Here is an 11868-nt window from a genome sequence, read left to right as displayed (position 1 = left end):
CACCCCCTTGGCGTGGCGTTTCTCCAGGGTTTCGGGGTGGTGGCGTTCCCGCCAGGCCCGGACCTTCGCCCGGAACCGGGACGGGACAAGGTCACCGGGCGCCGCGCCGCGGGCGGGGTTGGGCGCGTCGGGGTCGAAGAAGTGCGCCACCAACCCGGCCGCCCCTGCAGGGGTCAGGCCTTCGGTTTCGTCGGCCACGATCCGGGCGTGCTGCCACGACATGTCACCCGTGGACAGGGCCTCGACCACAGGCGGCAGCGAGCAGACCCGGCGGGACTGCTCCACCAGTGCCCCGGCGGCGGCGGAGCTGATGGTCAGGACCCCGGCGATCTCCTCCACCGCGGACATCTCCGCGAACGTGCGCTCATCCACCGGGGCGTCCGGCGGAAGCAAAGCATGCTGGATGTCAACGGCATCCGCCACGTCTTGGGCTTTCACCGCCGCCAGCTGGGCCTCCAACCGTGCCACCAGCTCCAGCCGCCCCAGACATGACTCATACCGCCGCTGCAACACGTCCACTTCAGCACCAACGTCGGCGCCGGAACAAAGCGCAGCATCCTCCAGAACCAGCCCGCTGAGCGCAGCAACAGAGGCAGAAACACCCATCACCACCGCCAGATCCGCACCGATTCCCATAAACACATCATCCAACGGGGCACTGACATTTATGCCTGCCGACCAGTCCTGCCGACCAGTCCTGCCCCCAGGCCCTGTCGCCAAGCACCCGCTCAAGCCAAACCGGGCCGGACGCCCTCGTGGCGCAACCAAGGTGCCGTGAGCGTGCGAGCCTCATCCCGCCGTCGTACGCGCCAAACGCACCCGGGACCTGCGGGAGCGAAAGCTACCCGAAGATGAGCTGCGCCACGGTGAATATCGCAAGCCCCGCCAGGGAGCCCACCACCGTGCCGTTGATGCGGATGAACTGCAGGTCCTTGCCCACCTGCAGTTCGATCTTCTGCGAGGTCTCCTCGGCATCCCAACGGGCCACCGTGTCCGTGATGACCCCGGCGATGTCCGAGCGATAAGTCTTTACCAAGTAGGCCGCGGCGTCCCCGATCCAGGCGTTGACCTTCCCCGCCAGTTCGGGGTCGCCCACCAGCCTGGTCCCGAAATCCCGCACAGCTGCCTTGAACTTGATGGTGAGTTCGCTGTCGGGATCGTCCACGGCACCGAGCAGCGCATTCTTGACGGTGCCCCACGTGCGGGACGCGAGTCCGCGCACCTCGGGATCACCCAGGACCTGGGCCTTGATGTCCTCGGCCCGGGCAATCATGGCCGGGTCGTGCTGAAGGTCCTGCGCGAGGTCGTTCAGGTACTTGTCGATCGACTGCCGCACCTGGTGGTTGGGGTCGGCCTGGACGGCCCGGACGAACTTCAGGATCTCGACGTACACCTTGTCGCCCACCAGCCCGTCCACGAACTGCGGCACCCAGGTGGGGGAGCGGTCGGACACCAGGCGGCTGACGGTCTCGTGGTTGTCGTCCACCCAGTCCGCGGCGCGGTCCACCATCAGGTCCACCAGGGTGTGGTGGTGCCCGTCATGGAAGATCCGCTCGGCGAGCCTGCCCACCGGCGGGCCCCACGGCGGGGTGAGCAGGTGCTTGCGCACCATGCCCTCGATGACGGCCTGGACGTCGTCGTCATTCAAAACCTTAAAGGCGCCGCGGATCACGGCGGCACCTTCCTTGGCCACCCGCTCCGCACCACCCGGCGCGGCCAGCCACTGGCCGGCACGGCCGGCGATGTTGACGCTTGCCAGCTTGTCCTGGACCACCTGTTCGGAGAGGAAATTCGTCTCCACGAATTCGCCCAGGGAAGCGCCGATCTGGTCTTTCCGGCGGGGGATGATCGCGGTGTGCGGAATCTTGATGCCCATGGGGTATTTGAACAGGGCAGTGACGGCAAACCAGTCGGCGAGCGCGCCCACCATGCCCCCCTCGGCGGCGGCGCGCACGTACTGCAGCCACGGGTAGTCCTTCTGGAGGGCAAACGCGAAGACAAAGATCACGGCCATGGCAATGAGCAGGCTCAGCGCCAGCAGCTTCATTTTCCGCAGCGCTGCCGCCTTTTCGGCGTCACCGGCGCCAGGATCGCGGGCGACGACGGCACCTGCCGCCAAGGTGCCCTGCCGCACCTGCCGCGTCGCCTTCGCTGGTGCATCCTGCGCGGCGTGCCCGGTAGTTGCCTCAGAGTTCACCTGCATGTGCCAAGCCTAGCCCCGAAGGCGGAAGCCGGTCCGCTACCGTGTGAGCATGACAACTGACGAGTCTGTGCCGCAACGGCCGTTGGTCTACGCCCACCGGGGCTCCAGCGGCACCTACGCTGAACATACCCGCGCCGCCTACCTGCAGGCCTTGGCTGACGGGGCCGACGGGGTGGAGTGCGATGTCCACCTGACCCGGGACCAGCACGTGGTACTGCTCCACGACGCCAACCTGGACCGTACCTCGGACGGCACGGGGCCGGTGGGGGACCGGACCCTGCACGAACTGCGGCAGCTGGACTTTTCGTCGTGGAAGGGGGCGCGGATTCCCGAGGCCTACGGCGCCCGTTCCGAGCAGTTCCTCACCCTTCCGGAGCTCCTGGACATCCTCCGCGGTGCGGGGCGGCCCGTGGGCCTGGCCATCGAGCTCAAGCATCCAAGCCCTTACCAGCTCAAGCTGGAGGACCGGGTACTGGAAGTGCTCCGCAGCGAAGGCTGGGATCCGGAAAGCTCCACGCTGGACAACGTGGCCGTGACCTTCATGAGTTTCAGCCCCGATTCAGTCCGCCACCTCCTGGAATCCGTCCCGCCCCGCTACATTTGCCAGCTCGTGGACGATCTCACCGTCCACGAGATACGCGGCGGACTGGGCGTGGGCCCGATTACCGGCGGAGCGATCGCCAACCTGATGAAGGCCACCCAACTTGAGGGCGAACAAATCCTGGACGACTGCCTGGTGGGCATGGCGGGCCCAGGCATCGACTATGTCCGCGAACGCCGGGACACCGTCCGCCGCTGGCTGGACTCCGGCCGGCGCTTCAGGGTCTGGACAGTCGACGCGCCGGAGGACGTTGACCTGTGCCAGGAACTGGGCATCCAGGAGATCACCACCAACGTGCCGGCCCGGGTCCTGGGCCAGCTCCGCGTGGCGTCACCGCAGGCGAAGTAGGACGGCCGTGGCGGAGGGCGGCGTCGGCGGATCCTTCCCGCGCAGGTGGTGGGCCGGTCCGCTGGACGTGGAGGGTCTGGCCCTGCAGTCGGTGGGGGCAGCGGCGGAGGCGCTGAACCGGTACACGGGTGACGCGGGCCGGTTCAGCACCACCGCTGCCTTGACGGCGGCAGCCTTCGACTCCTTCGGACACCTGCGGATCGAGGGGCGCCAGCCGCAGGGCTTCGCGCCGCTGTCGGGCTTCCGGCGCACCGCGGACGGCTGGATCCGGCTGCACGCCAACTACCCGCACCATGAGCAGCGGCTGCTGCAGGCGCTGGGGGCGTCCTCCGCCGATGACGCGGATCAGGCACTCCGCGCCATGCCGTCGCTGCAGGCGGAAGCTGCCATCCAAGGCAACGGCGGGATCGCTGCGGCCGTAAGGACCCGCACCGAATGGCTGGCGACGGACATGGGCCGGGCCGCCGGCCAAGGACCCTGGGCCGCTGTGGAGTTTGCCGATGGTGCGGCGGCGGGCCTGGGCCTGGCTGACGTCGCCGCAACAACCCCGGGTCGTCGGCACACTGTTGGCCGGCCCCTGGGTGGCGTCCGCGTCCTGGACCTGACCCGGGTTATCGCAGGGCCCGTCGCCACCCGTTTGCTGGCCGCGCTCGGAGCGGATGTCCTCCGGATCGACCCGCCGGCTTTCCCCGAGATCGCGGACCAGTTCGTGGACACGGCGTTCGGCAAGCGCAGCGCGGAAGCCGATCTTGGCCTCCCGGCAAACCAGTACAGCCTGCGGCAGCTGCTGGCCGGTGCGGATGTAGTGGTCACCGGCTACCGGCACGCCGCCCTGGACCGTTTTGGGCTCAACCCCCGGGAATTGCTGGCCGCACACCCGGGCCTGGTGGTGGTTACCCTCAACAGTTGGGGCACGACCGGGCCCTGGAGCGGCCTGCGCGGCTTCGACAGCATTGTCCAGGCCGCCTGCGGGATTGCCCGCGCATACGGGAGGAACGACGACGACGGGTGGCGCCCGGGTGCCCTTCCGGTCCAGGCGCTGGACCACGCCACAGGGTACGGCGTGGCGGCGGCGGTGATCCACCTGGTGGACAGCCGCAGGCAGTCTGGGGTGGGCGCCGCTGCGCACCTGTCTCTGGCCCGGACGGCGGAGGAACTTTTTGCGTTGCCGGACACCGAGGCAGTCCGCGGGGAGCTGGCAGCACCGGAGTACCGCACCATGGACAGCCCCTACGGCGTGCTCCGCTACGTTGGGCCGCCCCTGCTTTCCGGCGGCCTGCCCCTGGACTATCCGTCTCCGCCCCCGGGCTACGGCAGCGCCACGCTCACCTGGGCCTGACGAAAGACGCAGCCCCGCCTCTCGTCGGCACCGCCGCAGCTGGCACGGCCGGTTGCGAGCGCCCGCTCCTGCTGTGGTTGAGTGGTTCCATGTCTTTTCCCCGGTCCGGCCCCGCTGTCCAGGGCCTGCCCTTGCACGTCCTGCCCTTGCACTGCCTTCCACTCCAAGGCTTGTCCGCCGCTGCCATGGGTGCCCTCCTGCTGGCCAGTGCCGGCAAGCATTTCCGCGACCCTGGTTTCTTCCGTGACGTTGTTCCGGAATACCTCTGCCGCGTGGATCCGCAACCCGGTCTGCCCCAGGTGCCCCAGCACCCGCTGGCGCTCCTTTCCCGGGACGAATGGATCGCGGTGAGCGGGCTGCTGGAACTGGCTGCCGCCGTCGGCGTCCTCCTCCCGCCTACCCGGAAGCTGACTGCCACCGCCCTCACCGGAATGTTCACCGCATTCCTGGCAGGGCACGTCGACGCCCTGGTGCGGGCGTACGGTCCGGAGGGTTCGCCCCGCCGCCGGAAGATCCACTCGCTGCGGCTCCCGCTGCAGGCGCCACTGATCCTGTGGGCCTGGAGCCTGCGGAAGCCGGCCTCGCCAGGGTGCCCGCCGGGACGCCGGCCGTGAAACTGACGGGCTCGCCCGCGGTGAAAGTGGGAATCTCCATCAGCATCGCTACCGGCCTGTATGGAATCTCCTTTGGGGCGTTGTCAGTGACGTCCGGCCTCAACCTGTGGCAGACCATGGCGCTGAGCCTGCTCCTGTTCAGCGGCGGCTCGCAGTTCGCGTTCATCGGTGTCGTTGCCGGAGGAGGCTCGGGTATCGCGGCCATGAGCGCCGCCACCTTGTTGGGCATGCGCAACGGCATCTACGGCATGCAGTTGAACGCGCTGCTGAGGCCCAGCGGCTGGCGCAAGTACGTGGGTGCGCAGCTGACCATCGACGAGTCCACCGCCACCAGCACCGGACAGACGGATCCGGCCGAGCAGCGCCGCGGATTCTGGACCGCCGGGATTGGCATTTATGTGCTGTGGAACATCTTCACGCTCGTAGGCGCCCTGGCCGGGAGCGGCCTGGGCGATCCCAAGAGGTGGGGACTCGATGGCGCCGCCGTGGCAGCGTTCCTCGCACTGCTCTGGCCGCGGCTAAAGGGCCGGGAGCCCGTTGCGATCGCGGTGGCGTGCGCCGTAGCCACCGTGATTGCCGTGCCGTTCGTGCCGCCGGGGGTCCCTATCCTGGTGGCAGCTGTGGTGGCGGCGCTGGCGGGATGGCTAAGCCACGGCCGGCGTGACGAAGGCCTCGAACCGGACATCGAGCCATACGGGCACCCGGCCGGCCGCCACGCTCGCGGGAGTGCACCGCAGGCAGGCGCCGCGGAGCGCGGCGACACCACTGGCCCGGCGGCCGCCCCATGAGCCTGTGGATCTGGCTGCTGATCGCGTGTGCCCTTGCCTACGCGTGGAAACTCGTGGGGTATTTCGTTCCTGCCAAGCTCCTGGCGGACCCTCGTGCCTCGCGTATTGCCGGCACCATGACCATCGGGCTGCTCGCCTCGCTGACCGTGGTCAACGCCGTGGCCTCCGGACAGGCGCTGGCCGCCGACGCACGGCTGGGTGCGCTGGCCGCGGCCGCGGTGGCCCTGGCGTTCCGGGCGCCTTTCCTGGTGGTGGTTATCGCCGGGGCAGGAACCGCGGCGCTGCTGAGGCTGCTGGGCTGGAACTGACCACCAGCATCACAGAGTGATATAGATCACGCCCTGCGTGGTTTGCCGGTTGTATCATGAAATCGGCTTATGCAGCTGGCCACGGCATTCGCGATGAACGGCACCCATGGAAAACAAGCTGCAGGTGGCAAGGGACTTGGCGGGCGGTCCCCGGCAAAAAAATGCTCGACGCCGGGCGGGACTTCCCGCCAAACGTTTCTTCAAGCGCTTTGCAGGCCTGTCGGACGTGCCGCCGGAGGACCTGGAAATCCTGTCGCAGAGGCTGCAGGCGGCACTCGACCTGGACCCGTCGTCGTCCGCCCCTGCCTTGCAAGCCCTGGTGCGCCGGGAGGTCCGCAAGCGGGCTGAGGGCGGCAGGGCCTAACGCCCCCAGCCTTCCGGGTGCCGCGTATGGTGCACTGGAACAGAGGCGGCCCTCACGGGCGCTGCCACAAAGGAGGAACCGAAATGGACGAACAGTCACGGCCCGCCGGGCCGGAAGACGGCCAGGGCACCGAGGACGCCGGGAAAGACAGGCCGGAAGATTACTCCGCCGGGAGTTCGCCAGCGGAGCAGCCTGCGAAGCAGCGGTCCGCCTATCTTGATCCCCGCGGCTCGGAAGGAACCCGGGAACTGCGGGACACTGCCAGGCGGCGCCGGGATGCGGAAGAAAAGCTGCAGCAGCACCTGATGGAAGCGAAAGAACACGTCCCCAACGAGTTCCACGAACACCACCCGCATGCCCACGACACCGAACCGGGCCGGCCCGAGGGCAAAGGCGATGCTGCAGAATGGGCCCCGGAATAATCCTGACTGCCGTGCCCGGCATCGAGCAGGGGCGGGTTGTATTTCCGTGCTGTCCGGGATGAGCCCCGGGCGGGGGCTCGCTGGCTAAGCCAGTCTTTGGCTGGCTCCATCGGGCGAAGCGGCCCTGCGGCAGCTTTCCTCGACTGCCATCTCGTACCACGCCTCGGCGCCGAACTCGGGCTCTGGCGTATCAAGGTTCTGGTAGAGGGCGTCCAGCAGCTCCGCGAGTTCCGCAGGCTCCAGGGCCGGGAGGACTTCCTCGGGGCCACGGGGGTCCGTGAGGTAGCGGACAAGGTGTGAACTGTTCATTGCAGTGCTGCCATTGCGCGGCGGAAGGGCGCAAAATTGCTCATGGGTCGCCTCCAGCTGAAATTCCCGCGGCTGGCTGCTTAACCTCTCCCGATTCTATGGCACTGGACAAGGCCCCCACAATGTAACCGCCCCCACAATGTATCCCGCCCGGCAATGGACCCCACCCGGCAATGGACCTGGCACGGCGCCGGACCTGGCACGGCGCCGCGGCGGATGGCCAGTGGGCCAGCGCCGGTTCAGGCTGTGGGGGCCGGGACAGGCACGTGCGCGGGAAGCGGACGCGCCGGCCGGTCGGCGCGGATGGCATCCTCCACCAGCGCCAGGGGCCGCCGCCACGCATCGGAGCCGGGCTCCATGGTGTCCACCACGCCGATCAGCATGGCAAGCAGCCGGAACATGTCGGTCATGGAAATGTCGGCACGCAGCGTGCCCTGTCCTTGTCCCCGGACCAGCAGCACACTGATGGACTCCATGAGCGAACCGGTGATCCCGGTGAGGAGTTCCCGCCGCCCGGCGACGGCGCACAGCAGGTTGGCGTCGGCGCTGGCGGCTGCCATCAGTGCTTCGAGTACGCGCAGCAACCCCGCTGTGGCGTCGATATCGGCCAGGGCGCCGTCCATGACGGGGTCCACGGTAAGGCGGAGTTGCCGGTTGAGCGCAGCGAGGACCAGTTCTTCCTTGTCCGCGAAGTTCCGGAACAGGGTAGCCGGGCCCACTCCGGCCGTTGTTGCGATGGTTTGGAGCGGCACTTCGGGACCGAATTCCCGGAAACACTGGCGCGCCGCCGTGATGATCTTGTCCACGTTCCGCGCTGCGTCCGCACGGAGGGGCTTTCGGGCGACTGCGAGGCTCATGGCCAACAGGTTAGCAACGGAGGCTCCGGCCGGCATGGTTACCGCAGGGTAGGCGCTTATGTGACGGCCGCTGCCGGTGGTCCAGCCTGCGGCGGCCGGGATCCGCGTGGGACACTGGGGGCATGTTGCTTGCATTTTCCGTGGCTCCCTCAGGTGTTCCCAGCGAGGGCGCCAGGCCCGACGACGCTTCAGTGCACGACGCCGTTGCCGCCGCGGTGAAGATCGTCCGGGAGTCGGGTCTGCCCAACCAGACGGATTCGATGTTCACCACCATCGAGGGTGAATGGGACGAGGTGTTCGACGTCGTCAAGCGTGCCACCGAGGCTGTGGGACGTTACGGCAGCCGGGTGTCGCTGGTGATCAAGGCTGATATCCGGCCGGGTTACTCGGGCGAAATCACCGCGAAAGTGGACCGCCTGGAAGGCGCACTGGCCCAGGAATCCTGAGCCCGCGGGAGGACCGGACGCATCTGGACCCCCACGGCGCCCCGTGCCAAACTGTGCCCATGTTCGAGCACAAGCCCCGTCCGGAGTGGATAGCCACCGAAGAGTTCCTGTCCCGAACCGTGGTGCATCCGGATGCGGCCCTCCAGCAGGCCATCCGGGCGGCGGCGGATGCCGGGATGCCCGCCATCGAGGTGGCACCCAACGCCGGGAAGCTGCTGAAGCTGCTGGTCCAGATGTCCGGGGCCCGCCGCATCCTGGAAATCGGAACGCTGGCCGGCTACAGCACCATCTGGCTGGGCCGGGGCCTTCCGCCCAGTGGCACGCTGGTCACGTGCGAATACCTGCCCCAGCACGCCGAGGTGGCGTGGGCGAACATTGACGCCGCCGGCCTGGGGGAGAAAGTGGAGATCCGGCTGGGGCCGGCGCTCGACACCCTTGCCGCCCTTGAGGAAGAGGACCGGGAACCGTTCGACTTCATCTTCATTGACGCCGACAAGCAGAACAACAGCCACTACCTTGAGTGGGCCGTCAGGCTGTGCAGGCCGGGTGCCACCGTGGTGGTGGACAACACCATCTGGGAGGGTGCGGTCCTGGACCCGGGCATGGATCCGGTCAATGCGCCCGGAATCATTGACGCACTCACGCTCTTGGGCAACCACCCGCGCCTGGACGCCACCGTAATACAGACCGTGGGCTCCAAAGGCTGGGACGGATTCGCCGTTGCCCGCATCCTCCCGCCAAATAGTAAGTAAGCTGTGTAGATGCGTCCCGGGGGCCGGGCGCCCCCAGCGTCGATGGAGGAACGTTTGCAAGCGGTAACCACTTCTGTCTTCTTTGATTCCACCGACGCCGGCATCTCCCCATGGAGCTCATTCCTGCGCGCAGTTCCGGACGCTGCAGGCGACGTCACTGCCCTGTTGGCCCTGGCCGTGGAAGCGGGCGAAACCTGGCCGCGTCCCGGAGAAGGCCGGACGCAGCTGTTATGGGAGCTCCTGGCCTCTGTCGCCGCCATTGACGTGGCGGCAGCCCGGGTATTAGAGCCGCATATGGACGCCATTGCCATTCTTTCCCAAGCTGCCGGCACGGATACCGCTGACCAGCCGCCCGGGGAAGGCGTCGGAGCGTCATGGGGCGTCTTCGCGGCAGAGGCCCCCGGCGTCAGCCTGCGGGCCAGCCGCGACGGCGGCACGGTGGTCCTGGACGGGGCCAAACCGTGGTGCTCCTTGGCTGCAAGCCTGGACCGTGCCGTCATCACCGCCCATACGGACGACGGCGGCAGGGCGGCTTTCGCCGTCGACCTCCGCCACCCCGGGGTAAGGTGCGAAGAGCCCGCCTGGGTGGCGCGCGGCCTCCGGGAGATCCCCAGTGGAACCGTGCACTTCGACCACGTTCCGGCAGTGGCCCTGGGTGGAACCGGCTGGTATCACAGCCGCCCCGGCTTCGCCTGGGGAGGCGTGGGCGTTGCCGCCTGTTGGCTGGGCGGCGCGGTGGGAGTGGCCCGCGATTTCCGCGCCGGCCTGCTAGCCGGCGCCGACGCCGGGAGGGAACCGGACCAAGTGGCGCTCGCCGCCCTCGGCGAGGTGGACCGCACCCTCACTGCCGCCATGCAATACCTCGTCCGAACCGCGGCACGCATCGATGACGGCAGCCTGGGCGCCCACGGCCAAAGTTCCTGGAGCGAAGCCCAGCGTGTCCGCGGAACCGTTGCTTCCGTCGTCGAACGCGTCCTGCACTTGGTGCTTTCCAACCGGGGCCCCGCCCCACTTGCCTTCGACGAACGCTATGCCAAACGGACGGCGGACCTGGGACTGTACGTGCGCCAGCATCACGGGTCACGGGACGACGCCCAGCTGGGCCGCCTCACGCTGAAGGGTGACTGCCCGTGGTGACCTTCTCGCACGCGGACCAAGGCACCGCCGAAGCAGCCTGGGCCGGAAGCGAACTGTCGGTCGCGCCGGAACTGCCGCTCGGCCCCGATGAACTCGCTGCGCTGCGCTTCGTGGTCCTGGCCGCCCATCCTGACGATGAGACCCTCGGCGCGGGCGGACTCATGGCGCGGCTGGCCGCGCTGGGCGCGCAAGTGGAAGTCCTCCTGTGCACGGCGGGGGAGGGATCCCACCCGGATTCCCCCACCACCTCACCCGAGGAGTTGGCGCAGGCCCGGTTGGCGGAATTCGCCGCGGCACTGACCGTCCTGGGATTGGGGGACCGGTGGCGCTTCCTCGGTTTTCCGGACCGCGGCCTCGGCTCCCACGCGGACGCCATCGCCGCTGCCGTCAGGGATGCAGCGGCGCGGCTGCCCGGGCGGGCCGACCAGCTGGTCCTGGTTGCGCCCTACCGTTCCGACGGCCACTCCGACCACGACGCACTCGGTGCCGTGGCAGCGGAAACCGCCAGGAAGGATGGCCACGCACTGCTGGAGTACCCCATCTGGTACTGGCATTGGGCCACGCCCGGTGACCAGCAGTGGCGGGCGTGGCTCCGGTTCCCGCTGGACGGCGAGTCCGGCGCGGCCAAGGAACGTGCCATGGCTGCCCACGCCACCCAAGTCATGCCGCTGTCCCCGGCCCAGGGGGACGAAACCTTGCTGAGCCGTGAGTTCCTTGGCCATTTCGCCCGAGGCTACGAAGTGTTTGCCTGGACACCGCCCCGGGACGCGTCCGGCCCGGCGCACTCCAGCCAGGACGCCGAGGAGGTCTTCGACGTCGTCCATAACGGCTCCGCCGACCCCTGGAACTACGCCTCGAGCTGGTATGAGCGGCGCAAGCGGGCGATCACCCTCGCGGCCCTCCCGGATGAGACCTATGAGCGCGGCCTGGAAGTGGGCTGCTCCATCGGTACCCTCACGGAGGACCTCGCGGGCCGCTGCCGCAGCCTGCTGGCCGTTGATGCCAGTGGGACCGCGGTTCGCCGAGCCACGCAACGGCTTGACGGCAACCACGGGGTCCGCGTCGAGCAGCGCGTGGTCCCAGGCTCCTGGCCCGGCGGAACATTCGACCTGCTGGTGGTGTCCGAGGTCGGCTACTACCTGGCCCCCGGCGAGCTCGCTGACCTGTGGGACCGGGTGGAGGCCTCACTGGAACCGGGCGGGGTCCTGGTCCTGTGCCACTGGCGGCACCCGATCGACGGCTGGCAGCTCGACGGCGACACCGTCCACGCGCTCGCCCGCCAACGGTTGGGCTGGCCAACCACGGGGCTGTACCGGGAGCGCGACTTCGTCCTGGAAGTCCTGGTGTGCCCGGCCAGCGGGACGGGCGTGGCATGACGCT

The 11868-nt window shown here is 68.6% G+C and carries 15 protein-coding genes; 11 read left to right on the top strand and 4 right to left on the bottom strand.

Annotation, left to right across the window (positions count from 1 at the left end; genetic code table 11):
- A partial coding sequence (locus tag DC347_RS13455) for a DUF222 domain-containing protein (RefSeq protein ID WP_240617797.1) occupies positions 1–636 on the bottom strand: 636 nt, incomplete at its 3' end.
- A gap of 205 nt (positions 637–841) precedes the next feature.
- Positions 842–2203: a DUF445 domain-containing protein gene (locus DC347_RS13450; protein ID WP_109045821.1), complete on the bottom strand. Its 1362-nt coding sequence runs from the start codon at positions 2201–2203 to the stop codon at positions 842–844.
- A 49-nt stretch (positions 2204–2252) separates the two neighbouring features.
- On the opposite strand from DC347_RS13450, the gene DC347_RS13445 reads away from it, so the two are divergent.
- From DC347_RS13445 to DC347_RS13415, 7 genes are all read left to right on the top strand, one after another.
- Entirely contained in the window at positions 2253–3152 is a 900-nt protein-coding gene (locus tag DC347_RS13445) for a glycerophosphodiester phosphodiesterase family protein (RefSeq protein WP_026264945.1), read from the top strand.
- A gap of 7 nt (positions 3153–3159) precedes the next feature.
- Complete coding sequence (locus tag DC347_RS13440) at positions 3160–4491, top strand: CoA transferase (RefSeq protein WP_109045820.1); 1332 nt, start codon at positions 3160–3162, stop codon at positions 4489–4491.
- 185 nt (positions 4492–4676) lie between these two features.
- Positions 4677–5105 carry a hypothetical protein gene (locus DC347_RS13435; RefSeq protein ID WP_109045822.1) on the top strand — a complete coding sequence of 143 codons (429 nt, stop codon included), beginning with the start codon at positions 4677–4679 and terminating at the stop codon, positions 5103–5105.
- Positions 5102–5893 (top strand): AzlC family ABC transporter permease, encoded by a 792-nt coding sequence (locus tag DC347_RS13430; RefSeq protein ID WP_240617796.1) that lies wholly within the window; start codon positions 5102–5104, stop codon positions 5891–5893. Before DC347_RS13435 ends, DC347_RS13430 begins: the two co-directional genes overlap by 4 nt.
- Positions 5890–6201 carry an AzlD domain-containing protein gene (locus DC347_RS13425; RefSeq protein ID WP_018763036.1) on the top strand — a complete coding sequence of 104 codons (312 nt, stop codon included), beginning with the start codon at positions 5890–5892 and terminating at the stop codon, positions 6199–6201. Before DC347_RS13430 ends, DC347_RS13425 begins: the two co-directional genes overlap by 4 nt.
- A 106-nt stretch (positions 6202–6307) precedes the next feature.
- Entirely contained in the window at positions 6308–6565 is a 258-nt protein-coding gene (locus tag DC347_RS13420) for a hypothetical protein (RefSeq protein ID WP_018763037.1), read from the top strand.
- 83 nt (positions 6566–6648) lie between these two features.
- Positions 6649–6987, top strand: coding sequence for a hypothetical protein (locus tag DC347_RS13415; protein ID WP_109045818.1), 339 nt, complete (start codon positions 6649–6651; stop codon positions 6985–6987).
- Positions 6988–7071: 84 nt separating this feature from the next.
- Here the strand turns inward: DC347_RS13415 and DC347_RS13410 are convergent, their stop codons facing one another.
- Together DC347_RS13410 and DC347_RS13405 are read right to left on the bottom strand one after the other, a co-directional pair.
- Positions 7072–7296, bottom strand: a complete 225-nt coding sequence (locus DC347_RS13410; RefSeq protein ID WP_018763039.1) for a hypothetical protein — start codon at positions 7294–7296, stop codon at positions 7072–7074.
- 239 nt (positions 7297–7535) lie between these two features.
- Positions 7536–8153 (bottom strand): TetR/AcrR family transcriptional regulator, encoded by a 618-nt coding sequence (locus tag DC347_RS13405; RefSeq protein ID WP_026264947.1) that lies wholly within the window; start codon positions 8151–8153, stop codon positions 7536–7538.
- Positions 8154–8275: 122 nt separating this feature from the next.
- Between DC347_RS13405 and DC347_RS13400 the strand changes: the two genes are divergently transcribed.
- The 4 genes from DC347_RS13400 to DC347_RS13385 are packed head-to-tail and all read left to right on the top strand — an operon-like array spanning position 8276 to position 11864.
- Entirely contained in the window at positions 8276–8599 is a 324-nt protein-coding gene (locus DC347_RS13400; protein WP_018763041.1) for a thiamine-binding protein, read from the top strand.
- Between the two features lie 59 nt (positions 8600–8658).
- Positions 8659–9351, top strand: coding sequence for an O-methyltransferase (locus tag DC347_RS13395; protein WP_018763042.1), 693 nt, complete (start codon positions 8659–8661; stop codon positions 9349–9351).
- Between the two features lie 54 nt (positions 9352–9405).
- A complete protein-coding gene (locus tag DC347_RS13390; protein ID WP_109045817.1) occupies positions 9406–10488 on the top strand; it encodes an acyl-CoA dehydrogenase family protein in 1083 nt (360 codons plus the stop codon).
- Positions 10482–11864 carry a bifunctional PIG-L family deacetylase/class I SAM-dependent methyltransferase gene (locus DC347_RS13385; protein ID WP_109045816.1) on the top strand — a complete coding sequence of 461 codons (1383 nt, stop codon included), beginning with the start codon at positions 10482–10484 and terminating at the stop codon, positions 11862–11864. Before DC347_RS13390 ends, DC347_RS13385 begins: the two co-directional genes overlap by 7 nt.
- The last annotated feature ends 4 nt before the right edge of the window (positions 11865–11868 follow it).

It is taken from the genome of Pseudarthrobacter sp. AG30 (genome assembly GCF_003116525.1).
Lineage (GTDB): Bacteria > Actinomycetota > Actinomycetes > Actinomycetales > Micrococcaceae > Arthrobacter.
This window is presented reverse-complemented; position numbering and strand designations above follow the sequence as displayed.

Coding starts and splice junctions, on each gene's coding strand:
- DC347_RS13450 (WP_109045821.1), bottom strand. CDS start 2,203: ATGCAGGTGAACTCTGAGGCAACTACCGGGCACGCCGCGCAGGATGCA.
- DC347_RS13445 (WP_026264945.1), top strand. CDS start 2,253: ATGACAACTGACGAGTCTGTGCCGCAACGGCCGTTGGTCTACGCCCAC.
- DC347_RS13435 (WP_109045822.1), top strand. CDS start 4,677: ATGGGTGCCCTCCTGCTGGCCAGTGCCGGCAAGCATTTCCGCGACCCT.
- DC347_RS13425 (WP_018763036.1), top strand. CDS start 5,890: ATGAGCCTGTGGATCTGGCTGCTGATCGCGTGTGCCCTTGCCTACGCG.
- DC347_RS13420 (WP_018763037.1), top strand. CDS start 6,308: ATGGAAAACAAGCTGCAGGTGGCAAGGGACTTGGCGGGCGGTCCCCGG.
- DC347_RS13415 (WP_109045818.1), top strand. CDS start 6,649: ATGGACGAACAGTCACGGCCCGCCGGGCCGGAAGACGGCCAGGGCACC.
- DC347_RS13410 (WP_018763039.1), bottom strand. CDS start 7,296: ATGAACAGTTCACACCTTGTCCGCTACCTCACGGACCCCCGTGGCCCC.
- DC347_RS13405 (WP_026264947.1), bottom strand. CDS start 8,153: ATGAGCCTCGCAGTCGCCCGAAAGCCCCTCCGTGCGGACGCAGCGCGG.
- DC347_RS13400 (WP_018763041.1), top strand. CDS start 8,276: ATGTTGCTTGCATTTTCCGTGGCTCCCTCAGGTGTTCCCAGCGAGGGC.
- DC347_RS13395 (WP_018763042.1), top strand. CDS start 8,659: ATGTTCGAGCACAAGCCCCGTCCGGAGTGGATAGCCACCGAAGAGTTC.